The 25639-nt window shown below is 37.6% G+C and carries 20 protein-coding genes, 30 tRNA genes and 3 rRNA genes; 4 read left to right on the top strand and 49 right to left on the bottom strand.

Annotation, left to right across the window (positions count from 1 at the left end; all coding sequences use genetic code 11):
- Positions 1-146: 146 nt before the first annotated feature.
- Positions 147-596 carry a nucleoside recognition domain-containing protein gene (locus R9X47_RS26325; RefSeq protein WP_432664026.1) on the bottom strand — a complete coding sequence of 150 codons (450 nt, stop codon included), beginning with the start codon at positions 594-596 and terminating at the stop codon, positions 147-149.
- A gap of 17 nt (positions 597-613) precedes the next feature.
- Positions 614-1033 carry a nucleoside recognition domain-containing protein gene (locus tag R9X47_RS26320; protein ID WP_432664025.1) on the bottom strand — a complete coding sequence of 140 codons (420 nt, stop codon included), beginning with the start codon at positions 1031-1033 and terminating at the stop codon, positions 614-616.
- Positions 1034-1226: 193 nt separating this feature from the next.
- On the opposite strand from R9X47_RS26320, the gene R9X47_RS26315 reads away from it, so the two are divergent.
- Positions 1227-2252, top strand: a complete 1026-nt coding sequence (locus R9X47_RS26315) for a ribonuclease H-like domain-containing protein (protein WP_432664024.1) — start codon at positions 1227-1229, stop codon at positions 2250-2252.
- Positions 2253-2330: 78 nt separating this feature from the next.
- Here R9X47_RS26315 and R9X47_RS26310 read toward each other — a convergent pair.
- From R9X47_RS26310 to R9X47_RS26145, 34 genes are all read right to left on the bottom strand, one after another.
- A tRNA-Phe gene (locus R9X47_RS26310) sits at positions 2331-2406 on the bottom strand.
- Positions 2407-2410: 4 nt separating this feature from the next.
- Positions 2411-2487, bottom strand: a tRNA-Asp gene (locus tag R9X47_RS26305).
- A gap of 41 nt (positions 2488-2528) precedes the next feature.
- Positions 2529-2605: transfer RNA gene (locus tag R9X47_RS26300), tRNA-Ile, on the bottom strand.
- 65 nt (positions 2606-2670) lie between these two features.
- Positions 2671-2747, bottom strand: a tRNA-Pro gene (locus R9X47_RS26295).
- An 8-nt stretch (positions 2748-2755) separates the two neighbouring features.
- Positions 2756-2831: transfer RNA gene (locus R9X47_RS26290), tRNA-Trp, on the bottom strand.
- A 26-nt stretch (positions 2832-2857) separates the two neighbouring features.
- Positions 2858-2934 (bottom strand) — tRNA-Ile (locus tag R9X47_RS26285).
- Positions 2935-2940: 6 nt separating this feature from the next.
- Positions 2941-3033 (bottom strand) — tRNA-Ser (locus tag R9X47_RS26280).
- A gap of 6 nt (positions 3034-3039) precedes the next feature.
- Positions 3040-3128: transfer RNA gene (locus R9X47_RS26275), tRNA-Ser, on the bottom strand.
- A 7-nt stretch (positions 3129-3135) separates the two neighbouring features.
- A tRNA-Lys gene (locus tag R9X47_RS26270) sits at positions 3136-3211 on the bottom strand.
- Positions 3212-3311: 100 nt separating this feature from the next.
- A tRNA-Gln gene (locus tag R9X47_RS26265) sits at positions 3312-3387 on the bottom strand.
- 11 nt (positions 3388-3398) lie between these two features.
- A tRNA-Arg gene (locus R9X47_RS26260) sits at positions 3399-3475 on the bottom strand.
- Positions 3476-3490: 15 nt separating this feature from the next.
- Positions 3491-3564, bottom strand: a tRNA-Gly gene (locus R9X47_RS26255).
- Positions 3565-3586: 22 nt separating this feature from the next.
- Positions 3587-3671, bottom strand: a tRNA-Tyr gene (locus R9X47_RS26250).
- A 23-nt stretch (positions 3672-3694) separates the two neighbouring features.
- Positions 3695-3771 (bottom strand) — tRNA-Asp (locus tag R9X47_RS26245).
- A 36-nt stretch (positions 3772-3807) separates the two neighbouring features.
- Positions 3808-3883: transfer RNA gene (locus tag R9X47_RS26240), tRNA-Val, on the bottom strand.
- Positions 3884-3915: 32 nt separating this feature from the next.
- Positions 3916-3990: transfer RNA gene (locus R9X47_RS26235), tRNA-Glu, on the bottom strand.
- Positions 3991-3994: 4 nt separating this feature from the next.
- Positions 3995-4070 (bottom strand) — tRNA-Met (locus tag R9X47_RS26230).
- Positions 4071-4095: 25 nt separating this feature from the next.
- Positions 4096-4184: transfer RNA gene (locus R9X47_RS26225), tRNA-Leu, on the bottom strand.
- Between the two features lie 6 nt (positions 4185-4190).
- Positions 4191-4265: transfer RNA gene (locus tag R9X47_RS26220), tRNA-Asn, on the bottom strand.
- Positions 4266-4271: 6 nt separating this feature from the next.
- Positions 4272-4388 (bottom strand): 5S ribosomal RNA (gene rrf, locus R9X47_RS26215).
- A gap of 203 nt (positions 4389-4591) precedes the next feature.
- A tRNA-Phe gene (locus tag R9X47_RS26210) sits at positions 4592-4667 on the bottom strand.
- A 5-nt stretch (positions 4668-4672) separates the two neighbouring features.
- Positions 4673-4749, bottom strand: a tRNA-Asp gene (locus R9X47_RS26205).
- Between the two features lie 22 nt (positions 4750-4771).
- Positions 4772-4848, bottom strand: a tRNA-Pro gene (locus R9X47_RS26200).
- Positions 4849-4889: 41 nt separating this feature from the next.
- Positions 4890-4965 (bottom strand) — tRNA-Lys (locus R9X47_RS26195).
- Positions 4966-4970: 5 nt separating this feature from the next.
- Positions 4971-5047, bottom strand: a tRNA-Arg gene (locus R9X47_RS26190).
- Positions 5048-5055: 8 nt separating this feature from the next.
- A tRNA-Leu gene (locus R9X47_RS26185) sits at positions 5056-5139 on the bottom strand.
- Positions 5140-5145: 6 nt separating this feature from the next.
- A tRNA-Tyr gene (locus R9X47_RS26180) sits at positions 5146-5230 on the bottom strand.
- 23 nt (positions 5231-5253) lie between these two features.
- Positions 5254-5330: transfer RNA gene (locus tag R9X47_RS26175), tRNA-Asp, on the bottom strand.
- Positions 5331-5367: 37 nt separating this feature from the next.
- A tRNA-Glu gene (locus tag R9X47_RS26170) sits at positions 5368-5442 on the bottom strand.
- A gap of 4 nt (positions 5443-5446) precedes the next feature.
- Positions 5447-5522 (bottom strand) — tRNA-Met (locus R9X47_RS26165).
- 25 nt (positions 5523-5547) lie between these two features.
- Positions 5548-5636 (bottom strand) — tRNA-Leu (locus R9X47_RS26160).
- Positions 5637-5725: 89 nt separating this feature from the next.
- Positions 5726-8784 (bottom strand): 23S ribosomal RNA (locus tag R9X47_RS26155).
- 158 nt (positions 8785-8942) lie between these two features.
- A 16S ribosomal RNA gene (locus R9X47_RS26150) occupies positions 8943-10475 on the bottom strand.
- Together the 16S, 23S and 5S rRNA genes with 30 tRNA genes alongside form the textbook arrangement of a ribosomal RNA operon.
- A gap of 244 nt (positions 10476-10719) precedes the next feature.
- The gene (locus R9X47_RS26145; protein WP_432664023.1) at positions 10720-11310 is read right to left on the bottom strand and encodes an SOS response-associated peptidase; all 591 of its coding nucleotides are present in this window, start codon (positions 11308-11310) and stop codon (positions 10720-10722) included.
- A 389-nt stretch (positions 11311-11699) separates the two neighbouring features.
- On the opposite strand from R9X47_RS26145, the gene R9X47_RS26140 reads away from it, so the two are divergent.
- Both R9X47_RS26140 and R9X47_RS26135 read left to right on the top strand, forming a co-directional pair.
- Entirely contained in the window at positions 11700-11855 is a 156-nt protein-coding gene (locus R9X47_RS26140) for an aspartyl-phosphate phosphatase Spo0E family protein (RefSeq protein WP_432664022.1), read from the top strand.
- Positions 11856-12197: 342 nt separating this feature from the next.
- A complete protein-coding gene (locus tag R9X47_RS26135; RefSeq protein ID WP_432664021.1) occupies positions 12198-12557 on the top strand; it encodes a hypothetical protein in 360 nt (119 codons plus the stop codon).
- 63 nt (positions 12558-12620) lie between these two features.
- Here R9X47_RS26135 and R9X47_RS26130 read toward each other — a convergent pair whose 3' ends face one another.
- The 6 genes from R9X47_RS26130 to R9X47_RS26105 form a co-directional block, all read right to left on the bottom strand.
- Complete coding sequence (locus tag R9X47_RS26130; RefSeq protein ID WP_432664020.1) at positions 12621-12794, bottom strand: hypothetical protein; 174 nt, start codon at positions 12792-12794, stop codon at positions 12621-12623.
- 108 nt (positions 12795-12902) lie between these two features.
- Entirely contained in the window at positions 12903-14039 is a 1137-nt protein-coding gene (locus R9X47_RS26125; protein ID WP_432664019.1) for an alanine racemase, read from the bottom strand.
- Between the two features lie 253 nt (positions 14040-14292).
- Complete coding sequence (locus tag R9X47_RS26120) at positions 14293-15744, bottom strand: PLP-dependent aminotransferase family protein (protein WP_432664018.1); 1452 nt, start codon at positions 15742-15744, stop codon at positions 14293-14295.
- Between the two features lie 64 nt (positions 15745-15808).
- Positions 15809-16069, bottom strand: coding sequence for a hypothetical protein (locus tag R9X47_RS26115; protein WP_432664017.1), 261 nt, complete (start codon positions 16067-16069; stop codon positions 15809-15811).
- On the bottom strand, positions 16057-17514 hold the full coding sequence (locus R9X47_RS26110) for a HAMP domain-containing sensor histidine kinase (protein WP_432664016.1): 1458 nt from the start codon (positions 17512-17514) through the stop codon (positions 16057-16059). The genes R9X47_RS26115 and R9X47_RS26110 overlap by 13 nt, the downstream gene beginning before the upstream one ends.
- Positions 17514-18215 carry a winged helix-turn-helix domain-containing protein gene (locus tag R9X47_RS26105; RefSeq protein WP_432664015.1) on the bottom strand — a complete coding sequence of 234 codons (702 nt, stop codon included), beginning with the start codon at positions 18213-18215 and terminating at the stop codon, positions 17514-17516. The genes R9X47_RS26110 and R9X47_RS26105 overlap by 1 nt, the downstream gene beginning before the upstream one ends.
- A gap of 968 nt (positions 18216-19183) precedes the next feature.
- Between R9X47_RS26105 and R9X47_RS26100 the strand changes: the two genes are divergently transcribed.
- Positions 19184-19555, top strand: a complete 372-nt coding sequence (locus R9X47_RS26100; protein ID WP_432664014.1) for a hypothetical protein — start codon at positions 19184-19186, stop codon at positions 19553-19555.
- Positions 19556-19624: 69 nt separating this feature from the next.
- Here the strand turns inward: R9X47_RS26100 and R9X47_RS26095 are convergent, their stop codons facing one another.
- The 7 genes from R9X47_RS26095 to R9X47_RS26065 all read right to left on the bottom strand — a co-directional run bounded on the left by R9X47_RS26095 (position 19625) and on the right by R9X47_RS26065 (position 25581).
- Entirely contained in the window at positions 19625-19891 is a 267-nt protein-coding gene (locus tag R9X47_RS26095) for a hypothetical protein (protein ID WP_432664013.1), read from the bottom strand.
- Positions 19892-19962: 71 nt separating this feature from the next.
- A complete protein-coding gene (locus R9X47_RS26090; protein WP_432664012.1) occupies positions 19963-20457 on the bottom strand; it encodes a hypothetical protein in 495 nt (164 codons plus the stop codon).
- 229 nt (positions 20458-20686) lie between these two features.
- Positions 20687-21166 carry a 4Fe-4S binding protein gene (locus R9X47_RS26085; RefSeq protein ID WP_432664011.1) on the bottom strand — a complete coding sequence of 160 codons (480 nt, stop codon included), beginning with the start codon at positions 21164-21166 and terminating at the stop codon, positions 20687-20689.
- 158 nt (positions 21167-21324) lie between these two features.
- Positions 21325-21957, bottom strand: coding sequence for a response regulator (locus R9X47_RS26080; protein ID WP_432664010.1), 633 nt, complete (start codon positions 21955-21957; stop codon positions 21325-21327).
- On the bottom strand, positions 21957-23327 hold the full coding sequence (locus R9X47_RS26075) for a sensor histidine kinase (RefSeq protein WP_432664009.1): 1371 nt from the start codon (positions 23325-23327) through the stop codon (positions 21957-21959). The genes R9X47_RS26080 and R9X47_RS26075 overlap by 1 nt, the downstream gene beginning before the upstream one ends.
- 10 nt (positions 23328-23337) lie before the next feature.
- Positions 23338-23943, bottom strand: a complete 606-nt coding sequence (locus tag R9X47_RS26070) for a DUF6305 family protein (protein ID WP_432664008.1) — start codon at positions 23941-23943, stop codon at positions 23338-23340.
- Between the two features lie 3 nt (positions 23944-23946).
- The gene (locus tag R9X47_RS26065; protein ID WP_432664007.1) at positions 23947-25581 is read right to left on the bottom strand and encodes an ABC transporter substrate-binding protein; all 1635 of its coding nucleotides are present in this window, start codon (positions 25579-25581) and stop codon (positions 23947-23949) included.
- Between the last annotated feature and the right edge of the window lie 58 nt (positions 25582-25639).

The following is a 25639-nucleotide window of genomic DNA, read 5'->3' as shown; positions in this document are numbered from 1 at the left end:
TTATTATTAGTATTCATACCCAATTATCATTTCAATTCTTCATTTTTATTGAAAATCATTCCTATTAGCTATATGTTTTTTAGAAAAAAGTACATGTGTTTATTTTTTTAATAAAACCATCTTCTCTCCATAGGTCTTACTTTAAATTATTCTTCATACACAGGTAATTTCTTAGAAATTAATACAGTTAGTATTAAAGCCGTTATCAAGCGCACTGAAAGTAAAAAGAATCCGTTTGCTCCAATAGCAACAAAAATCAAACTATCTTCAATAACCGCATGACAACAGACTAAAAAAATACTGATAAGGATTAAGCTTCTTTTATCTAAATTACCTTCCTTAGCACTTTGGATTATAACCCCTGCTCCATAGGCTAGTCCAAATACTAATCCAATAGCCAATGGAAAAGCTGATTCCTTTGATACCCCCATCCATTTAGTTATCGGCTTACAAAACTCTGAAATTTTATCAAGTATATTTAAATCCTTAGCAATTTCCATTACAATCATCAAAGGAAATACTATTATAGCTATATTTAAAACAGATTTTAATCCTCCAAGTATTCCTTCTGATATTATTGTAGTTACATCAAGCATATGTAATTCCCTCCAAATTAAATCACTATATTAAGTATTAACCCAGATATAACAGCTAAGCCAATTCTTATTACTAGTACAACCATAACACTAACTCCCATTTTTTTGCTAACAGCTGTTTCAACCGGTAGAGTGTGTGAGAATGATAGCATAACTGCAATAATGGTTATTTGCTTTGCCGTTAATGTTATAGATGCTATTGCCCCTATGGCAGCATAAATATTAAGCACATTTCCTAAAACCAAAGGAACTGCAGCTTCCCCTGGCAAACCAAAGACCTTCATTAAAGGTTGAAAAACGGAAGCAATGTAATCTAAAACATGGGTATGCTTAAATACTGTTACAGCAAAATATACAGGTATTATAACTTTTGCTAGTTCCACTACGGTGTTAAATCCATTTTTAGTGCCTCTTTTAATAGTATCAACGGTAACCATCTAATCCTCCTATTTTGCAAATATATTAAGTCGAGATATTATCTCAACCTAGGTATTGTTTCGACTGTAGTGTTATATATTCTACAAATTTTTCACTTCTCCTCCTCTATCAATAAAATATCTATGGCATATCCTATCATTTCTTTGACGTTTTGATGTATAATATATAGATACAGCTACAGGAGGTATTGCAATGGATATAATTGAAAATACAATGAAAAATTCTTTTCTCATTCCTAATATTTTATCTGAAACTCTTGCACATAAGAGATTTGTTTTATTTGACATCGAGACTACTGGTTTAAGTTCAAACTATAATAAAGTTATTCTAATTGGGATTCTATATATTGAAAACGGAAACATTATCATTAAACAATTTTTTTGTAACAATTCTAGTGAAGAATTAGAATTGCTCGAGGCTTTTATTGATTCTTTTCAAAGCTTTGATTTCTATATTACATTTAATGGTGGAAATTTTGATGTACCTTTCTTAAATAAACGTTTTGCTAAGCATAACTTAAATTATAGAATTGACCCATACTTAAATTTTGACCTATATAAAGTAGTAAGAAAAAATAAAGATATGTTAGGTTTGAATAATTGTAAACTAAAAACTATAGAAAAGTATTTAGGAATTGATAGAGAAGATACGATAGATGGTGGTGAAAGTGTTAGGTTATTCAAAAAGTATGAACATACTGGTGATGAAGATCTAAAAAGAAAAATATTATTGCATAACTACGAAGACATATTGCATCTTTTACCCACACTTAATATATTAAGCTTTATCGATAGGAATAAAGTCTTTGCCTATATGCCTAAGGAATTTTTGCTTGATAAGGGTCTAAAAATGAGAGTGGTTGATTACAAGACAAATAAGGATTTTTTATCAGTATCTGGTAACTTTTATGGACTTTTAAAGCAAGATTTTGTCTCTTATAATCGTGGCTATGATTTTATTTTTTTAAAAGATACTAATGAGTTTAGATTAAAAATCCCTTTGTTAAATGTTAATACTCAAAATGGTCAATTGTATTCTTTTATCAATTTAAATGAGCTCCACTACACAAAATCTACCCTGTCTGAAATGAGTAATAAGGAAAGGTTAAAGTACTTAGTTAAAGTTGACAATGAGATAAAGGATCATAATATTTATAATTTTATAGAGGAGTTTTCTTTGTTGATACTCAAGGAGGTATATATGAGCCAAGGTTTATAGTAAGCTTCTCATCTTAACTTATATGAAATGTTAAATGAAAAAATAAAAAACCTATATGCATTTGCATATAGGTTTTATTGGTGCCCAGAGGCGGAATCGAACCACCGACACGGGGATTTTCAGTCCCCTGCTCTACCGACTGAGCTATCTGGGCATAATGGCGATCCAGAAGGGACTCGAACCCTCGACCTCTAGCGTGACAGGCTAGCGTTCTAGCCAACTGAACTACTGGACCATATTTTATTAGATCATAGCTTCTTGATACTAATTTTTGCTTGGTGGGCTTAAGTGGACTTGAACCACCGACCTCACGCTTATCAGGCGTGCGCTCTAACCAGCTGAGCTATAAGCCCATAATAAAAAAGTCTCTTATAAAGACTTTATAGAAAGAAACTATAATTTTCTATGCGTTATAAAATGGTCGGGGTGGCAGGATTTGAACCCGCGACCCTCTGGTCCCAAACCAGATGCGCTACCAAACTGCGCTACACCCCGATTATGTATGGCAGGGGTAGCAGGACTTGAACCCACGACATACGGTTTTGGAGACCGTCGTTCTACCAACTGAACTATACCCCTAAAATACAAATAAAATTTTGCTAACTTGGTGGGCCTTCAGGGATTCGAACCCCGGACCTGCCGGTTATGAGCCGGACGCTCTGACCAACTGAGCTAAAGGCCCAAGTTATGGCGGAGAAAGCGGGATTCGAACCCGCGCGCCGGTAAACCCGACCTAACGGTTTAGCAAACCGTCCTCTTCAGCCTACTTGAGTACTTCTCCATAATTTGGCGGAGGAGGTGGGATTCGAACCCACGGCCCCTTGCGGAGTCACTGGTTTTCAAGACCAGCTCCTTAAGCCACTCGGACACCCCTCCAGATTGTTGGTGACCCATCCGCGACTCGAACGCGGGACACCCTGATTAAAAGTCAGGTGCTCTACCGACTGAGCTAATGGGTCATAACACTAACTAACTTTAAGGTATTCAAATTAATAAAAAATGTAGAAACGTCATTATTTTATTAATTTAATACAATTTTAAGTGTTAGTTATGTATCTTTGGCTGGGGATACAGGACTCGAACCTGTGAATGACGGAGTCAAAGTCCGTTGCCTTACCGACTTGGCTAATCCCCAACATTTTATAATGGCGTGCCCACAGGGATTCGAACCCCGGACACACGGCTTAGAAGGCCGTTGCTCTATCCAGCTGAGCTATGGGCACATATTTTTTGTAAATTGGAGCGGGTGAAGGGGATCGAACCCTCGCAACCGGCTTGGAAGGCCGGGGCTCTACCACTGAGCTACACCCGCATATAATATGAAATTGCTTTAATGGTGGAGGGAACTGGATTCGAACCAGTGTAGACTCAGTCAACGGATTTACAGTCCGCCCCCTTTAGCCACTCGGGCATCCCTCCAAGGCAAGTACTAATTTTAAAATTGGCGATCCAGAAGGGACTCGAACCCTCGACCTCTAGCGTGACAGGCTAGCGTTCTAGCCAACTGAACTACTGGACCGTATTTTAAAGTTTATTTGCTCATGAGCAAATAACTTGGTGGGCGCAACAGGACTTGAACCTGTGACCCCCTGCTTGTAAGGCAGGTGCTCTCCCAGCTGAGCTATGCGCCCAAGTCAGCTTCTAATTACTAGAAGCTAATTATTGGTGACCCCTAGGGGACTCGAACCCCTGTTACCGCCGTGAAAGGGCGGTGTCTTAACCGCTTGACCAAGGGGCCAAAATGGTTGCGGGGACAGGACTTGAACCTGCGACCTCCGGGTTATGAGCCCGACGAGCTACCAACTGCTCCACCCCGCGTCGATATTTATATATATTTTGTTGATGGTGCCGGGGACCGGAATCGAACCGGTACGGTCTTTAAGGACCGCAGGATTTTAAGTCCTGTGCGTCTGCCAGTTCCGCCACCCCGGCATATATTGGCTCCAGAGGTGAGATTCGAACTCACAGCCTACCGGTTAACAGCCGGTTGCTCCACCATTGAGCTACTCTGGAATATCAAACCGGCAACGACTTACTCTCCCAGGCGGCTGCCCGCCAAGTACCATCAGCGCTGAAGAGCTTAACTTCTGTGTTCGATATGGGAACAGGTGTATCCTCTTCGCTATTGTCACCGGATATATATGCTTCTCTTACATTTTATGAAGTTTATTTTGAGAACAAATCCAAAGTATCTCATTTGGAATTTTATGTTTCTTATTCTCTTCTTGTCAGCTATTGTTTTTCTTAGCGACAAAATATATGATACCATGTTTTCATCAAATTGTCAATGTTTTTTTGCTCATTTATTCTTTCAAAATTGAACTTACATAGCAATCTTATGGTGCCCAGAGGCGGAATCGAACCACCGACACGGGGATTTTCAGTCCCCTGCTCTACCGACTGAGCTATCTGGGCATATTTGGCGATCCAGAAGGGACTCGAACCCTCGACCTCTAGCGTGACAGGCTAGCGTTCTAGCCAACTGAACTACTGGACCATACTTTATTAGATTATAATAATGGTCGGGGTGGCAGGATTTGAACCCGCGACCCTCTGGTCCCAAACCAGATGCGCTACCAAACTGCGCTACACCCCGATTAAATACATATCTTATCTATCCATAAAGATAAATAAAACTGGTGACCCATCCGCGACTCGAACGCGGGACACCCTGATTAAAAGTCAGGTGCTCTACCGACTGAGCTAATGGGTCATATATGGCGTGCCCACAGGGATTCGAACCCCGGACACACGGCTTAGAAGGCCGTTGCTCTATCCAGCTGAGCTATGGGCACATGTATTTTGGTGCGGGTAGAGGGACTTGAACCCCCACGTACAAGACACTAGATCCTAAGTCTAGCGCGTCTGCCAATTCCGCCATACCCGCATATAATGGTGGAGGGAACTGGATTCGAACCAGTGTAGACTCAGTCAACGGATTTACAGTCCGCCCCCTTTAGCCACTCGGGCATCCCTCCAAGGCAAGTACTAATTTTAAAATTGGCGATCCAGAAGGGACTCGAACCCTCGACCTCTAGCGTGACAGGCTAGCGTTCTAGCCAACTGAACTACTGGACCGTATTTTAATAGTTTATTTGCACATCAGCAAATAACTTGGTGACCCCTAGGGGACTCGAACCCCTGTTACCGCCGTGAAAGGGCGGTGTCTTAACCGCTTGACCAAGGGGCCAAAATGGTTGCGGGGACAGGACTTGAACCTGCGACCTCCGGGTTATGAGCCCGACGAGCTACCAACTGCTCCACCCCGCGTCGATATTCATATATAATTTGTTGATGGTGCCGGGGACCGGAATCGAACCGGTACGGTCTTTAAGGACCGCAGGATTTTAAGTCCTGTGCGTCTGCCAGTTCCGCCACCCTGGCATATATTGGCTCCAAGCAAATAAATTACTTTAATTTTAAGCTAGAGATAATAAATCACTTTATTCTCTCAAAACTGAACAATGGAAAGTATGGTCAAGTCCTCGACCTATTAGTACCTATCAGCTAAAGACATTACTGCCCTTACACCTTAGGCCTATCAACCAGATAGTCTTTCTGGGGTCTTAATCCATAAATGGATGGGAAATCTTATCTTAAGGTGGGCTTCGCGCTTAGATGCCTTCAGCGCTTATCCCTTCCGTACATAGCTACTCAGCGGTGCTCCTGGCGGAACAACTGATGCACCAGAGGTACGTCCATCCCGGTCCTCTCGTACTAAGGACAGCTCCTCTCAAATTTCCTGCGCCCACAGCGGATAGGGACCGAACTGTCTCACGACGTTCTGAACCCAGCTCGCGTGCCTCTTTAATGGGCGAACAGCCCAACCCTTGGGACCTACTACAGCCCCAGGATGAGACGAGCCGACATCGAGGTGCCAAACCTCCCCGTCGATGTGGACTCTTGGGGGAGATAAGCCTGTTATCCCCGGGGTAGCTTTTATCCGTTGAGCGATGGCCCTTCCACTCGGAACCACCGGATCACTAAGCCCGACTTTCGTCCTTGCTCGACCTGTATGTCTCGCAATCAAGCTCCCTTCTGCCTTTGCACTCTTCGCGCGATTTCCAACCGCGCTGAGGGAACCTTTGGGCGCCTCCGTTACTTTTTGGGAGGCGACCGCCCCAGTCAAACTGCCCACCTGACAGTGTCCCAAGACCGGATCACGGTCTCTGGTTAGAACTTCAGTATTACAAGAGTGGTATCCCAACAACGACTCCGCACAAACTGGCGTCCATGCTTCTAAGTCTCCCACCTATCCTGTACATGCAATACCAAAATCCAGTGCCAAGCTACAGTAAAGCTCCACGGGGTCTTTCCGTCCTGCTGCGGGTAACCGGCATCTTTACCGGTACTACAATTTCACCGAGCCTACTGTTGAGACAGTGCCCAAATCGTTACGCCTTTCGTGCGGGTCGGAACTTACCCGACAAGGAATTTCGCTACCTTAGGACCGTTATAGTTACGGCCGCCGTTTACTGGGGCTTCGGTTCACAGCTTCGCATACGCTAACCACTTCCCTTAACCTTCCAGCACCGGGCAGGCGTCAGCCCCTATACATCATCTTTCGATTTAGCAGAGACCTGTGTTTTTGCTAAACAGTCGCTTGGGCCTATTCTCTGCGGCCACCTCGGGCTATTCACCCTAACGTGGCACCCCTTCTCCCTAAGTTACGGGGTCATTTTGCCGAGTTCCTTAACAGTAGTTATCTCGCTCGCCTTAGGATTCTCTCCTCACCTACCTGTGTCGGTTTACGGTACGGGCACCTTTTATCTCGGTAGAAGCTTTTCTTGTCAGTGTGGAATCAGCAAGTTCGCTACTTATTTTTCGCTCCTCATCACCTTTCAGGATTGCAAAGACGGATTTGCCTATCTCTGCTCCCTACGGGCTTGAACCCACTCAACCAACCGTGGGCTTTGCCTATCCTCCTGCGTCCCTCCATTCCTCAAACGATAAAGTGGTGGTACAGGAATCTTCACCTGTTGTCCATCGCCTACGACTTTCGTCCTCGGCTTAGGTCCCGACTTACCCTGAGCGGACGAGCCTTCCTCAGGAAACCTTAGGTTTTCGGCGGGTAGGATTCTCACCTACCTCTCGCTACTTATGCCAACATTCTCTCTTGTATAAAGTCCACTGCTCCTTACGGTACAGCTTCAGCCGATATACAATGCTCCCCTACCCCTGGAGTAGGATTAACACTAGCTTCACAGGTTTGAGCCTTTAGAAAATTTGGCCGAAGGCCCTTTCTAAATAACAGCGTAGCTGATGCCTTTCGGCTAAATCACTACCCTATTTTACTCTTCTATAAAGATACTGTTAATCCTACTCCAAGCCATAGCTTCGGTAACAGATTTGAGCCCCGGTAATTTTCGGCGCAGAGCCACTCGACTAGTGAGCTATTACGCACTCTTTAAATGAGTGGCTGCTTCTAAGCCAACATCCTAGTTGTCTAAGCAGCTCCACATCCTTTCCCACTTAATCTGTATTTAGGGACCTTAGCTGATGGTCTGGGCTGTTTCCCTCTCGACTACGAATCTTATCACCCGCAGTCTGACTCCCAGATAAAAGAATACGGCATTCGGAGTTTGATAGGCTTCGGTAGGCGGTGAAGCCCCCTAGGCCATTCAGTGCTCTACCTCCGTTTCTCTAAATCTGAGGCTAGCCCTAAAGCTATTTCGGGGAGAACCAGCTATCTCCGAGTTCGATTGGAATTTCTCCGCTATCCACAGGTCATCCGATAGCTTTTCAACGCTAAACGGTTCGGACCTCCACGAAATTTTACTTTCGCTTCATCCTGCCCATGGATAGGTCACCCGGTTTCGGGTCTACGGCATGCAACTAAATTCGCCCAGTTAAGACTCGCTTTCGCTGCGGCTCCAGACCAAAGGTCCTTAACCTTGCTGCATACCGTAACTCGTTGGCCCGTTCTACAAAAAGTACATGGTCGTTCATATAAAGAACTTCCACTGCTTGTAGACATAGGGTTTCAGGTTCTATTTCACTCCCCTCCCGGGGTTCTTTTCACCTTTCCCTCACGGTACTATCCTCTATCGGTCACCAGGTAGTATTTAGCCTTGGGAGGTGGTCCTCCCAGCTTCCCACAAGGTTTCACGTGCCTCGTGGTACTCTGGAGTAGTGCCAAGGATCTTCTTCTTTCACCTACAGGACTTTCACCTTCTGCGGTGGGCCTTTCCAGACCTCTTCGGTTAGAATACCTTCCTCTTTATGGCTCTATCCACAACCCCTAAAGCCGTAGCTCTAGGTTTGGGCTCTTCCCCTTTCGCTCGCCGCTACTGAGGGAATCGATTTTTCTTTCTCTTCCTCAGGGTACTTAGATGTTTCAGTTCCCCTGGTTGCCTCCAACTGCCTATGTATTCAGCAGAAGGTATCTAAGGTTTACTTAGATGGGTTTCCCCATTCGGAAATTCCCGGATCAAAGCTTGCTTGCAGCTACCCGAGACTTATCGCAGCTTACCACGTCCTTCGTCGGCTCCTGGTGCCAAGGCATTCACCCTATGCCCTTAATAACTTGACCATTATATTAGTCAATAAAACCTTTTTACAAAAGTTAAATTAACTCAGTGAAATTGCTTTTATAGCAATTCTGTTTCTCTCCATTGTTCAGTTTTCAAAGAACAAAATTTGAATGTCCTTAGACATTCAAAACTAAACAGTGTAAGGTTTTCTCCTTAGAAAGGAGGTGATCCAGCCGCACCTTCCGATACGGCTACCTTGTTACGACTTCACCCCAGTCATTGATTTCACCTTCGGCAGCTTCCTCTTAAAAAGTTAGATAGCTGACTTCGGGTGCCCCCAACTCCCATGGTGTGACGGGCGGTGTGTACAAGACCCGGGAACGCATTCACCGCGACATTCTGATCCGCGATTACTAGTAACTCCAACTTCATGTGGGCGAGTTGCAGCCCACAATCCGAACTGGGACTGGCTTTTTGGGATTCGCTCCAGATTACTCATTCGCTTCCCGTTGTACCAGCCATTGTAGCACGTGTGTAGCCCAGAACATAAGGGGCATGATGATTTGACGTCATCCCCACCTTCCTCCGGTTTGTCACCGGCAGTCTCTCTAGAGTGCCCAGCTTAACCTGCTGGCAACTAAAGACAAGGGTTGCGCTCGTTGCGGGACTTAACCCAACATCTCACGACACGAGCTGACGACAACCATGCACCACCTGTCTCCTCTGTCCCCGAAGGGAAAGGTACGATTAAGTACCGGTCACAGGGATGTCAAGTCCTGGTAAGGTTCTTCGCGTTGCTTCGAATTAAACCACATGCTCCGCTACTTGTGCGGGTCCCCGTCAATTCCTTTGAGTTTCAGTCTTGCGACCGTACTCCCCAGGCGGAGTGCTTAATGCGTTAACTCCGGCACCGAGGGTGTGAACCCCCGACACCTAGCACTCATCGTTTACGGCGTGGACTACCAGGGTATCTAATCCTGTTCGCTCCCCACGCTTTCGTGCCTCAGCGTCAGTTGCAGTCCAGAGAGTCGCCTTCGCCACTGGTGTTCCTCCTAATATCTACGCATTTCACCGCTACACTAGGAATTCCACTCTCCTCTCCTGCACTCAAGCCATACAGTTCCAAAGGCTTACTACGGTTGAGCCGTAGCCTTTCACCTCTGGCTTATTTGGCCGCCTACGCACCCTTTACGCCCAGTGATTCCGGATAACGCTTGCCCCCTACGTATTACCGCGGCTGCTGGCACGTAGTTAGCCGGGGCTTCCTCCTAAGGTACCGTCATTATTCTTCCCTTAGGACAGAGTTTTACGACCCGAAAGCCTTCTTCACTCACGCGGCGTTGCTGCATCAGGCTTTCGCCCATTGTGCAATATTCCCCACTGCTGCCTCCCGTAGGAGTCTGGACCGTGTCTCAGTTCCAGTGTGGCCGATCACCCTCTCAGGTCGGCTACTGATCGTCGCCTTGGTAGGCCTTTACCCCACCAACTAGCTAATCAGACGCGGGTCCATCTTGTACCACCTGAGTTTTGACTAATGCGCCATGCGACGCTATAGTTTTATGAGGTATTAATCACCGTTTCCAGTGGCTATCCCTCTGTACAAGGCAGGTTACCCACGCGTTACTCACCCGTCCGCCGCTTTCCAGTTATTCCTTCATCCGAAGAATCAGTCATAGCCTTCTCGCTCGACTTGCATGTGTTAAGCACGCCGCCAGCGTTCATCCTGAGCCAGGATCAAACTCTTAAAAAAAATCTGGCGTTTATTATATTTTTAGCTTGAATTATTTCAAACTAAGGTTTAATTCCTTACACTGTTTAGTTTTCAATGTCCAAAGTTTTTCCTGTCGTTTTGGCGACAAAATATATTCTATCAAATATTTATTACCTTGTCAACATTTTTCGACATTTTTTTCGCCGCTGTTTTTTCAGCGACAAGATATATCTTACCATGTACTATATACGAAGTCAAATGGTTATTTTTGGTTATTATTAGTCTACACTCTTTCAGCTAAAAGCTCTATATTTTGATCTGACATTATATTATTGAGTAGTGAAATGTTCCTAACATCCTTATTTAGCCAAACATCTTCATATTTGCTATCTATAATAACAGGCATTCTTTCATGAATATGTCTAATGTTCTTGTTGGCAGGACGGGTTAATATAGTATATTCCTCTATCACCCTTCCATCGCGGTCATTTAAGGATTTATATATCCCTGCTAAAGAAAATATACTATCTTCAGAGCGGATTATGTATTTTACGCTTTGGCCACTATCTTTCTTCCATTCAAAATATCCACTTACTGGTACAAGACATCGCCTCTGTATAAAGGAGTCTTTAAAGGTTGGTTTAATAGACACTGTTTCACTACGGGCGTTTATCAATGGTCTTTTAGCAAACGATGCTGTAAACCCCCATTTTACCATTTTTATATCCTTTTCTATACCATTCTTAACTACTATAATTGACTTATTAGTCGGAAATATTTCTTTTTGAGGCAAAAAATCTACATTTGCTTTTAGAACACCATACTTTTCTAATATCCTATCTAATTCGATCGCTAATTGGAATCTCCCACACATATATATCAACTCCTCATCTTTTCATTGTTATACCTATTTTATCATTAAATTCCCGGGGTATAAACAATTATAGCAGTCTACACAGACTTTAGAACAAAGCCTTTGATAAAGATTTTTAAAGTAGACTTTGTTGAATTACATAACAGAAATTATAAAATTATCCACAGATTTATAAGGTTTATAATTTCCTATATAGTATAAAAAAATCTATATGTTGCATCTTCCATATATCAAGGATTACAACTAGTTAGGTCTAAAATCCAACACACTTTAACATTTTTTGACAAAACTTCCTATTGACTGGAATATATAACAATGATATTATTTTTTTTGTCATTACATTACAAATATCACTATATTAATACTAACACTTGTAGGAGGTTATTAAAATGGGGACCAAAGTTAATTTATTAGAAGAAACAAGACGGAACTTGGAGTGTTTAATTGAAGCATGTAATGGGAATTTGTTAGATCCCTTTGTTATAGCAGCGAGTCAAAAACTCGATACAATACTCAATGAATATAATGAATTTATAATACAATAATTATTAAGTAGGAGTATTACATTATTATATTAATGTAATTTCTTTATTTATATATGATGTTTCTTGGTTTTATACCCCTTCTGTCTATAAGCGTAACGTTTCTCACAGACTAAACAGTATGTGATTCTATAGATAATATATAGCTCTTTTACTTTGGGAGATTTTCTATTTCTCATTTTCACTGCATGACTTTACATTATTCAGACCTTTAATATAGAAGTTACTTGTACTTTCTCCTCAAACTTTTCATTATAATCTTTGTCTAAACAACAAAAAAACGCCTCTTTTGTCTATAATATACTATTATGCTGGTAATACTATATTAACGGAGGTGTTTTTTAAATGAAAAAGAAATATTTATTGTTTTTAATACTGGCTATAGCCTTAAGCATTTCAGCTTGTGGAAAAGGAATCACTTATAGTGAAAACTTACCCTATCTACCATTACATAAAAATATGACACTTGATACATTTGAAGAGCCTCAAGCCGAGGGCGAATTAGCAAAAGCAACATACTCAGTTACAAACAGTAAATTTGATGATTTTCTAAATGAATATGAAGCAATCTTTCATGAGGATGGATGGGAAACCACTCTAGACAATAAGCCCAATATGTTAACCGTTAAGAAAAATGAACACGAAGCTACTGTTATTGTATATGAAAAGGATGGTACCTTAAAAGCAGAAGTAATGTCTAAGTAAATATTTAAACAGCTTGAGTTACATAATCACTATTCCTTTCAAAATAGTAGTTATGTAACTTCTTTATTCAGCAATATTTTTCCATGAAGTGGATATATATTTCACTTTATCGATACCCTCTTCACTTATACTATTGATTATAATTGGATTTTTACATTTGAAACATTGAACCGATGAATCGCCTTGCTTAAACTTAAAAAAACTACTACCGCACTTTCTACAAACTAATCTTTTCATTTTTATGCCCCTTTCCACAGCTTGTCTATTTTCTCTATATGGAAAGGATATTCATTTATTAATAGAAATATGCGTATTTTTTCTTTTTCAAACTATCAATTAATTTCTTCATAGATAAGTCTTTGTTACAGATCTAGAGCTACTAAGGTATAGCATAGGTTGATAGAACATCTGAAAATCTATAATATCACCTAACTTAATATCCTGTTTGCAATCTTCAACATCTACTATTAGATGATCACTGCTACTTCCCACAATTTCAATTCCCTTTACGCAAGGAACTAGTTGATCATGAGACGAAAAATCCTGTTTTCCAATAGCTAGTATGGCTCTTTTCCGTATCCCTCTATCTGTGAAAGTAGGTCTATTTCCAAAGGCATCAATAAACATTTCGCCTATTGGATGGGATGGTTTATCCTTTAACTCCACGACCTGGGCCTTTAAGATAAATGTATCTTGATTCATGCCATGCATGTCATAACCCCAATAATCAACTAAGTCTCTAGCTAAAATTATTGCTTCTCCTATTCTCAAGTTGTTTATTTTTTTAGGCATCTTACCATCTAATAATAGTGGAATAGATGATGTTGCACCTCCAGAAATTATATCTAGTCTCCTATTGATCTTCTTCTCTATTTTTTCAGCTAAAAAACATAGTTTACTAAGGTTTTTTTCTGTAGGCTTTATAGCACCATAACAGCCTAGGTTTGTGCCGATTCCATATAGTTCTACTTTTTTAAGGGAATTTTCCACATATAAAGCTAGTTCAACAAACTCCTCTTCATCAATAATTCCTTCACGCAGATCTCCAAGATCAAACATTAGTATGACTTTATGGTTTTTATTTTGTGAAATACATTCTTGCTCAATTCTATATAAAGTATCAAATTCAGAGTTCAAGCTAATATCCACATACTTTACTAGTTCTTCAATTTCACTAAACATTGGAATCCGAACCAGCATAGCCGGTAATTTCATACCATATTCCTTCAATCTAGCTATTTGATCCATTCTAGAGTCTGCAATATATTTACATCCTGCATCAATAAACTGTTCTACAACCTTAGGTAGGCCGTTGAATCCTTTTACAACACCGGCAATACTAATGCCGTTAGAATTGCATAGATCAACCATATACTTTACATTTTCATGTACTTTTTTTAAGTCAATCTGTAAGACTGGATATTTAGAACTTTTCCCTTTGCTTATTTGACTAAGCTCACTCCTGTTAATGTTTTGAACCATGGCATTTCCCCCTTTGTTAACTCCATAGGTTAGTTAGTCTTTCATAAAATTATATGAAAAACCCTTTTCTCTTTATTCCTATTTAATCGATCTTTCATTAGCTGACATGCCATCATAATGTAAAGTTATTTATTTTATTATAAAAAATTAATAACTAAATATCTCCATCCATATTAAATATTAACTAACCAACCAAAAATCAAAGAAACAACCATATATCATATTATGGTTGTTTCAAATCAACAATATCTTGTTATGATTGTTTTAGTTTTCTTATTAACTGCGATAACTTATATAGTCCCTTTTCCAAATCTTCAATAGAAGCATATGAGTAGGATATCCTTAAGTTTTGATTAGGAACTGAATCATATATATATCCTGGATACATTAGTATCCCTATTTTACATGCTTCATCGAAAAGCCTGTGCATATTTAAGGGATCTATTAAAGAAAGCCATATATAATATCCTCCACTAGGAACATTCCATGTAGCTATATCTGAATAATATTTCTCTAACGCTTCAATTGTTACCATCCTTCTTATATACAACTGTTTTCTAATATACTCTAGGTGTTCTTGATATAATCCTGTTTCCATCCACTTGGCTACTGTTATCTGAGACAAAGAACTAGATCCATAATCAGTTTGCATTTTTATATCAGCAAGACGTTCAATAACGGGCTGTGGTCCTACAATCCACCCAATCCTTAACCCTGGGCTCAAAGTTTTGGATACGCTTCCTACGTATAGGACTAATCCGCTATTATCCATACTTTTTAGAGGTCTTGGAGGAGGATTATCAATCCAGAGTTCTCTATAAACATCGTCTTCAATAACTGGTAACTTCTCTTTCTGGCATATCTCTACAAGTTCCTTCCGCCTATTAAGGGATAAAACATTTCCCGATGGATTTTGAAAATTAGGTATTGTATAAAGTATTGAAGGCCTGTTCTTTTTCTTATATCCAGGAATCAAACTAGCCTTAATTCCCTCATTATCCATAGGTATACCACATCTTCTCATTCCCATTGATTGAAAAATCTTAAGAGAATACATATACGAGGGCTTTTCTAAGAAAACTGTGGCTCCAGGTTGTAATAATCCTATGGAAATTAATTGAATGGCCTGTAGGGCACCTGATACAATAAGGATTGATGATGTTGAAGCATTTATCCCATAAGGCTTTAAGTATTTGCTGATTTGTTCTCTGAGATATAGCATTCCATTAGGGCTTTCATACCCTAGGTTTTTTATATCTTTCGATACTTCATTTAAGATTATTGCCATCTTTTCCTTTGGAAATAGATCCGGTGAAGCCTCTCCTGTACTTAATCTAATATAATTATTTTGAAGTTCTAAATTATTAATCTGTTTTATAGTCTTAAAATTTGGTATATGGATTCCTTCTTCTATATATGAATGCCAGTTAGGTTGAATATTTGATATATAAGGTAAAAATTGGCTAACTATCTTAGTTCCACCCTTCCCTCTTCCCTCCAATATTCCCTCCGCCTTCAACTCATCTAATGCAGAAACAATGGTGCTCCTATTTACCTCGAAGATTTGCGCCAACTCACGTTGTGTCGGTATCACAGAATCTACTGGCCATTCACCACTACTAATCTTCTTTTTAAAATAGTTTACTATTTGTTTATATATAGGCTTTGAAGAATTCTTAATAGGTTTCCAATCAATATTAATCATAGTACGTCCTCTTTTTCGAATTTATTACCTTTCAATATTTCTATTTTAAGCTAAGCTGCTATTTTTAACCTCCAGCAGACAGGAACTTTATACGAAACCTATCAACCATCTGGTTAACTAAATCTTCATTGGCACGAAATACGATTTGTGTACTAGGAAGTTCAATACTACCTAATTTTCTGTACTCCTCTTTAGCAACTTCAACTTCCCAATTAGCCCCCTTAAAATTCCCCTGATTATCATAGGAACTGCAAATTGATATAAAGTATTCTATAATATATACTCTGTTTATGCCACTAATAAGCTTTTTCTCTATTCTTGACATTCAGCATTCTCCCCTTGATAGAGTTTCTCCTTATTATTGTCTATATCTATAGGTAAAGAAAAATAAAATATAGTTCCTTCTCCTTCCCCACTATTGGCCCATATGCTCCCATTGTGAGCTTCAATAATATATTTACATATGGATAGTCCTAATCCTGATCCTCCGTATTCTCTGGATCTAGACTTTTCTCCTCGATAGAACTTTTCAAAGATATATGGTAAGTCCTTCTTTGAAATCCCTTGTCCATTATCTTTTACAAAAACCTCTAATTTATTATCTTTAAGATTTACCCCAACTACAATTCTTCCTTTTTCATCTACATATCTTTTAGCATTTTGTATAAGATTATCAATAATTTGGTTTATTCTATAGTAATCTATATTCATCTCAACCATAGGTATTGGTCGTTGTATCACAACGTCAATAGGACTATCTTTGAATTCAATTTCTAAATTTCCAAAGACTTCTTCAAAAAACTCCATACTATTTATACATCGAATATTCATGTCAAGTTGTCCGGACTCCATCTTAGAATATTGGAAAAGATCATCTATTAAGTGATCTAATTTTTGTGTCTTATCTTTAATCACTGATATATATCTTTGAAACATCTCTTTATCTGAAGCAATCCCCTCGTCTAAACCATCAACATATCCTTTGATAGAGGTAATTGGCGTTCTAAGATCATGGGATATACTTGCTATTAGTTCTCTACGGGATTTTTCATACTCTACTTGCTTTTCAAGGGATTCCTTTAATTTTTCTCTCATAGTATCAAATGCAATACAAAACTTTCCTATTTCATCGTTATTCTTATACTGAATTTGATACTCTAAGTTCCCTTTAGAAATGTTCTCCGTAGCTTTATTAAGTTCTTTCAATGGCTTCAATATTGTCCCAGACATATACCAAGTAAATATTATTACAAGAACTATTAAACATATTCCTCCTAATCCGTATGTTAACAAGTTATAGAACTTTGCCTTCTCTTCTATAGATTCATTGCTTTTATATTGATAAAATATTACTTTTAAGATCACCTTATTGTTGTGGAATACATTGAGTACCGTCTTATTTTTTATTGTTTTCTCATTTGTATCTGCTTTTTTATCTTTAGAATTGCCTTTTGAGCTGTCCTTAAAATTCTTTGAATCAAGTAATGTATAACCATCTACATCCTGGATCTCTACGTTCAGTTGGTACTTCTCTAATAACGGCCTTATGATTTTATATAACTTATCACTCTCACTGATCATCGAATAATTATCTTCAATTATATCAACAATTTCATGTCTCCCAAGCTTAACCTTTTCTAGTTCCCTTATTCTGGGATCATTTTGAAGCTGTGTAGTTGAGTAATAAAGTAGTAATCCAGTCAGAATTAATGGTAGTACAATAACAATGGTAAATGAAATGAATAGTTTTATTCTAATACCAAATCTCATTATTCACCACCTGTAAATTTATATCCTACACCCCAAACAGTTTTAATGTAGTTAGGACTGGAAGGATTTTTCTCTATTTTCTCTCGAATTTTTCTGATATGGACAGTTATTGTACTTATATCTCCAAATTCATTATATCCCCATATTCTCTCAAAAATTTGCTCACGTGTAAAAACTTGATGAGGATGAAGGGCTAAAAGTAGTAAGACCTCAAATTCCTTTGCAGCCAAATCAACCTTTTCGCCATTAATATAAACATTATAACCTTTCTTGTCTATCTCCAGGCTATCATATCTAAGAAGATGATCATTAGACTCTTGACTAGAAGATAACATTGTATATCTTCTAATATTTGCCTTTACCCTAGCTACCAGCTCTCTTGTACTAAAAGGTTTGCTGATATAATCATCCGCCCCTAATCCTAACCCAAGTATTTTATCAACATCACTTTTTTTAGCACTAAGCATTATTATTGGAATTGATGACTCAGCCCTTACAATTCGACAAACTTCCATACCATCTAATTTAGGAAGCATTACATCTAATATCATTAGTAATGGCTTGTATTGTCGATAATATTTTAACCCCTGTTCCCCATCATAGGCTAAAATCACATCAAATCCTTCTCGTTTCAAATAATCTCTTATCAACTCACATATTTCTATTTCATCATCTACAACTAGAATCTTTTTTTCTGACATTATGATCCCCCTAAGTAAATGGACAGTTATATAGAGTTCATATAACAGAACTTAATTTATACATATCAAAATACTTGATGTTTCTGGGAGTTTTGATATGTATAAATTAATAGTTCTACTTAAGTCTCTATATTTGAAAGTAGTAACAATTTTTATTATTTTGCTATCAATATTATATCATATGTTAATAATTCGTAATAAACATTCAAAGCATAGTAAATTTCATTTTGCATCGGCTTCACTTTCACATAAAAAAACAATCTCGTTAAACAAGATTGTCTATGGGATTAAATAGATATTATTTTATTAAATGGGCTCCTCTATCGGACCCTTGTATCTCCTAACCTCTGATAGTATTATACAGGAATAACTAATCATGGTTTCCCCTCCACTCATTTTCCCATAATATTTTCTCTGTTATTTTATAATTATATATTAACTATAAAAGGTTAACTCAAACTTACCAAATTATTAAGAAAATATTAACTTTTTTTAACATTTAGAAAGTGGATTCTTTATCGTCTAATTCGATATTTAAATCTTATCCATCCTAATCTTAACCTATATAAATACTGAGAGGTTCGTTTTGAAACTTTAAATTGTTGTTTTGTACCAAAACTTATAATCAATAGGTAACAGGTAATAAATCCCAACAAAAATACCAAGACATATACCATTTTCTCTTATCCACCACCATCTTATATCTTTGTCCTTCTTATAACATACTACGTATGACATCAATCAAATGTGTGCATTTTACCTTGTATTTCTTTTTCATAAAATTATTTTTATTTCCTGAGTATAATCCTCTATCTCCTGAATAAAATATTTATAAAATGACATCTCTATACAGTCATACAGAGAATTCCAAGTAAATCTTAACAATTCAAGTTTTATGACGCTTTGCATTCGATATCTACGAGCCTAATCTCAGACTAAAAATAGCATCTAAAAGGATGGTGTGTATTATGGAAATAAGAGAAAATGCTATTATTCCACTAGGCTATGGAAAGTTTGTGCGTTCTGATAAGATTGTTGCTTTAGATCCTATTGAGGAGAACCGTGGTCCTGGTAGACGTACATACGTTTATGTTGATGGAATCAGCACGCCCTTAGTGGCCTCTCGAACCGAAACTTCTATTCTAGCAAATATAGTTAAAACTCCAAGGGAAGTGATGGAAGCTACAGCAGCTTTAGAGCTATTGCATGATATTCTCGATGATATAGAACATATCGGACCTATGCTTAGAAAGAGTATAAAGGAAGAAGCAGATTTTAATCTAAATAAAATTGAGGCGAAAATTAAAGAAATTCATAGTCATGAAGTTGAAGTTGACTAATTAAAAGTTTTACTAAGAGTTCCATATAAATAAGAGTCCAGTGTTAGTAATGGACTCTTAAAAATCTTATCAATGGTACTCTTCTAAATGCTGTTGCATTATCTGTTGTGTTTCAGCTCTATTTCTTTCTATAGTATCATAAATTGCTCCTGTACTCCTATCCAAAACTGATTGAATTTCAGCGCTATTTCCCGCCTGAATATCCTGGAGCAATTTCTTATTGTTTTCTGTAATTGCCACGGCTATTGCTTCGTGCAAATCTCTCTTTCTTATTTGTTCTGTCTCATTAACCCTATTTAATATGTCTATTAATTGATCTTGAGTTAGTCCTGCCATATGCATCACTCCTTTCTATTTAACATTATTCAGAAAAATAGAAAGTATGCTGTGACTTTCAAAGGAAATCTTTAAAACCCCATCCATGTTTTTATCAACTTCACTAATTCATAAAGATTCATTACAGCCATAAAAAGTATTCCAGATGCAAGAAATAGCAAAATAGCCCATGTTCTCATACGTCTCTTTCTCTGATATTTCTCATCAAAGCTATTAATACTTTCATCTGCTACTAATATCTCTTCCTGTTTATTTTCAATTATCTCCTTTGCCTCATCTAAAACCCTTGAAGGAACAAACAAATCAATACCAGTATTTGACATGCCCATATATATATTTAAATATCCTCCCGCATCTCTGTGTTTTCTTAATACAGGAATATCATACGTCTTCAACAATGCTTCTATACCATTTGCTTCAATTTCCCCTGAAACAGATATTAAGAATACCTCTTCATCATAGTCTATTTTCTCTTCTTCCAATTCATCTACAAGTTCAGTCTTACAATCACTGCATATTTCTATTCCTTCCCTGAATTCGGCTTTGCATTTTGGACACCATGGCATATGCGTTCCTCCTTCCCATAATACCTTATATCTAAATTCTATATTTTTTATTATATCTTATTTGGGAAAAATTTACATAAGCTCTTAAAAAAATAGTATTCGAATCCGTAATATTCGATAATAATTTCTATTCCACTGAATTCGAGAGCAAAAAAACTCCATTTGATAATATAGAGTAGGTTTTACCGACCAATTCTTTAATCAACGGAGTTCTATATAATAAATATTTTCATCTTTTACGTCTTTTTGTTTTAGAAATAAAACAAGCAATACTTCCAATGGGGCAAAGACAGCACCAAGTTCTATGGTTAAAGAAAAAAGATAGCACTATACCAATTACCGTAGTCCCTATAATCATTCTATGGAAGACTCCACCCATTGCTTCAAGGTCTCCCCAATGTTTTCTTATTCCAATTCCAAACATAGTAAATACAAATACAATAATTACTATTCTAAATATAATTGACTTAATACATCTGGGATTTGTTTTCTTTTCGCCAAATTTACATATCACATTGTCATAGAGATTCCCTCTTGGACATATATTCTTACACCATAATCTACCATGTCCCAATGATGCTAATACTATCGGTCCTAACATACAGATTACCGCCAGAATTGCGATACTTTTATTGTAAAAACCAGCTATTATAATAAACAATAGCAAAAGAAATCCACTCTTTTTCCATAATTGAACAAATAGTTTCATACCATATCTCCCGATATTATTTCCATTGAATAGTTCTTTGAAAATACAGTGAGAGAGAACAACTTTTCCCTCAATTCATCCTATTCCTTCATAGGGTTGTACTATTCTTATCAGTTGATATAGTTTTTCTGTTTCTTCTCTTCCTCAATACCTTTGCTTTAAACCTTTAGTTTATATCTATTCTTTGGTCTACCCAAACTTCCATAGATATGGACTATTTCAAGTTCTTCTTGTTCTAGCATATATTGCACATATCTATGTACCGTTTGATACGCTAAATTAACACCCTTGGTGATATCGCTTATGGTTACTTCCTTCTCCTGTGACTTTATAAAATTTTTGATCAGATCTAATGTGGCTGTACTAATCCCTTTATCTAAATATATTCTCTCTCTCTTTGTATTAAGCTCTTGTTGAACATCGTATATATGCAAATTCACTTTGATCCTTGCGATTAGGTCTGGAGCCTTAATTGGCTTAATTGCAAAGTCTGTTGCTCCAACAGCCATAAACTTATCTGATATTTCCTGTCTCTCATCTACGGTTAACACAAGTATTGCCAGTTCAGGCTTTATGCTTTTAAGCTTTTTTACGGTCGTTAAACCGTTTAGCCCTGGCATATGATAATCTACAATAACTAGTTTAGGGTTAACTTGTTTAACTAGTTCTATTCCTTCCTCACCACTATTTGCAGTATATGCCTCATAGCCACAGAAATCACATATTTCTTTTAGGGTAAACAATATGTCTTCTTCATCATCAATAACAACTATTTTTACTGTATCCGCCACTATTCTTCCCCCCTATTTTCTTCATTTGCAATGGGTAGCTTAACGATTACCGTCGTACCTATACCGTATTCACTTTCTAAACTTATAGTTCCGTTGTTCTCCTCAATAATCTGTTTAGCAAATGGTAGACCTAACCCTGAGGTGTTATTTGTTGAATGACCGATTTTCCAAATATTCTCTAACTCATTTATAGGAATACCAATGCCGTTATCTATAATCTTAAAGATGATATTAGACTCGTCTCTTTCTAGCTTTATTAATATCCTTTTTTCTGCCTCTGTACGTTTTGCTATAATTGCATTTTCTATTAAGTTTATTATAGCCCTTGAAACCCTAATCTTATTTACAATAATCGGTGGAAGGGATTCCTTATATTCAATAGTAAATTTTAAAGATTCATCTTCAATTGGTATCTGTGATCGTATATAGTTAATTAACACTGGTATATCTAAAACTTGTCTCGAGTTCCCATAAAGGAAGCTAGAAATCATCTCACTCATCTTTTCTACAGCACTTTCAATTCTTTCGTTGTAGGTAGATAGCTTCTCTAAATCCTTCGATAATAGAAGTAAAGAGTTCAATCCCCTTATTGTAACAAGTGGAGTTTTAAGGTCGTGAGCTAAGGCATTAATTTCTTGATAAATTCTATTTTCCATAACTTTAGCCTGCATGCTCTCCAGTGCTCTGGCCTTCTGATAATTTTCTTCAACAATAACAATATTTCTATGATGAAATCTATATAATAACGCCGTCATCGTCGAAGAAAATAGAAGTGGAATTAGGAATGCAATCCCAACTGTATTGAGTATGGATTCACTTTCTAAATAAAGGGCAACAATCTTGATGCTCACTGAAATATCATTGATTCCAATTCTAAAATTTGATAAAGCAGGCATAATATTAATCCATTGCATAGCAAAAAATACCTGAACACTAACGATTATATTAGATGTGAAAACCATTTGTTCCTTTGAAATTCCCATTAACAATGTAATCAAGGATAGTGCTATAAAGTCAGTCAAAGGTTCCCATGGCAACATCAGCCATCTATGAAGTATAGCCTTTACAAATAAGTACAATAAAATAAGTACAACTCGTTTTTTGACATCGCTATATGATCTTAATACTTTCATCTGTCCTATAATAAGCAATATACTTATATATAGTAATATATTATATATAGTAAAAAAAGTATTTGTTGAAGCCGAAGCCAATACTAGGTTCCCACTATCTCCTGAGTTAATGGCTTCACGAATCCAAACTATAATACTAAACAAATAAGATTTTGATATCAAAGGAATAATCGTTACTATGGCAATTAAAATATATCCTACCATAGAATTTAAATTAACATGGTTTTTCCTTAACATAAACTTCACCTCAACGATATAGAGAAGCAAACGGTGCTTTTATCTCTTGAATGTCTCCAACCAGTGATAGGGGTATATTTTTTTCAGATGAGATACTTCTAATAAATTCATCATAATCGCCATCGTGGGTACTAATAATAAATGAAGATGCTTCACCTACTCTTTTTAAGAAGTAATCTGTCTTAGGATTCCTTCTTGCTTTTCCACCTATATAGACCATAATGATTGGCATATCAGCCTCTTGTACACTCTCAACAAATTTTTCAATACGAATTACCTCATCTTTATAAGAACTGTCGTTTAACATTTCTCCAATGGAGCTATAGCCTACAACTATAACAATCGAACGAACAAGCTCCAAATCTACCCTTTCGGCCTTAGGCATAAAATAATTATGCAACATTAGCTCATTAGCTATATTTTTAATTATATAAGTATCCGTACTTTGACCTGCCGATGTGATTAGAATTTTCTCACTAGCAATCGGCTGTGGAAGGTAAATATTAGTTTTATGTTCTTTGTATGATAGTAGTTTAAACCAGTTTATAATATTAAAGGTTATCACTGCCCCTAATAGAATTAACAATATATTTTTAGCAATTGTTTTCTTTTTCATTTATTATTCCCCATTCTTTATATCGACCATATTGAGAATTTCTTGCCCGTTAATATTTGGCACATATCCTGCAACATTCTCACGAATACCAATAAAGGTCATTGTATGGGCCAATGGTATTGACGGCGTGTCTTTATGAATCAATTCTTGTACTTCTCTATATATACTCGCTCTAAAGGCTTGATCTGTCGCTTGCCTCGCTTGATTTAATAGAAAATCCACCTGTGGATCTCGATAATAGGAATAGTTATTAGATAAACCTTGTTTTAAGTTTTCCGATGCAAACATCGTATATAGAAAATTATCGGGATCTAGTATATCTCCATTCCAACCAGCCAATATCATGTCGTAGTTTCCTTTGTTTTGTCTTTTAATTACCTCTTCCCAAGGTTCTATAGATACATCTACGGAAATATTAGCCTTAGAAAGACTTTCTCTAATATATCCTGCCAATGAAATAGGTTTAGGGAAGTATTTTCTTGGTAAATCCATAACCAAGAGCTCTATCTCAATACCTTCCGATAAGCCAACTGATTTCAGCATTCTTTTTGCCTTCTTTACATCATAATCTAATGACTTGATAGTCTCATTATGCCCCCAAATCACCGGTGGTAAAAATGAATTTGCCGATTTCGACAGTTCATCAAAAGCTTCAGACATCATCCTATCACGATCCAGTAAGTGACCAATAGCCTGACGTACTTCCCTTAGTTTTAGATGCTCATTATTCATGTTCATAGCTAAGTATCCTATATTAAAATATGGTCTACTTAATAATAGCAGGTCTTTATCCTTGCCTACGGTCTCCATTTCATCCTTCGTCAGCAAATCAATAATATGAACTTTACCGGACCTTAGAGCTTCTAATCTTTCTTTTTTATCGGGTATAGTTTTAAATACAACTTTATCAACCTTTGCCTTACTTCCCCAATAGTTGTCATTACGTTTCAAAGTAATAGTTCCTTCATCATCCCAGGTTTCAAAAACAAATGGGCCCGTACCTACTGGATGTTGTTTTAGATTTTCATTGAAAGTCATTATCGCGTCTGGACTTGCGATTCCAAAGGCTGGCATTGTAAGTATACTTAAAAAAGGTGCATAGGGCTTTTTTAGTCTAATTTCTAAATCCACATCAGACAACGCTGTTACCTGTTCTACAATCCCAGGAAACCCTCCGAAACTCATGTTCCAATAGCTAAAGTAACCCGCATGGTAGATACTGCTTTCATCCATCCATCGATTGAAGTTAAAAGCTATAGCCTGTGCATCTAAAGGAGTTCCATCATGAAATGAAATCCCCTTCCTTATTTTAAACTGCCAAATCAACCCGTTTTCGCTCATATTCCAACTCTCTGCCAAAGAAGGTACAATACTAACTCCGCCTTTATCGTACTTAACTAGATTGTCATAAATATTGATCGTAACCTTTAAAGAGTCATAGTCTGTCACAACGGCTGGATCTAATCCAATAGAAGAGTTCGCTCTACCAATGACTAGGACTTTTTCTTCTTTGTTATCTTTAAATAACTCTTTTGTTATATCTATCAAGTTATCTATTTGAAAGTTGAATGCAGTAAGTATCATCCATAAAACAATCGTAATACCACTGCCTATTGCAACCCATTTAATATTCTTCATTTTTTCACACTCCTCTACATTATTTTATCAGAAAAACGATAATCTTGTAGTTTTTTAT

It is taken from the genome of Wukongibacter baidiensis (assembly GCF_050888315.1).
In the GTDB taxonomy this organism is placed as follows: Bacteria; Bacillota; Clostridia; order Peptostreptococcales; family Caminicellaceae; genus Wukongibacter; species Wukongibacter baidiensis.
This window is presented reverse-complemented; position numbering and strand designations above follow the sequence as displayed.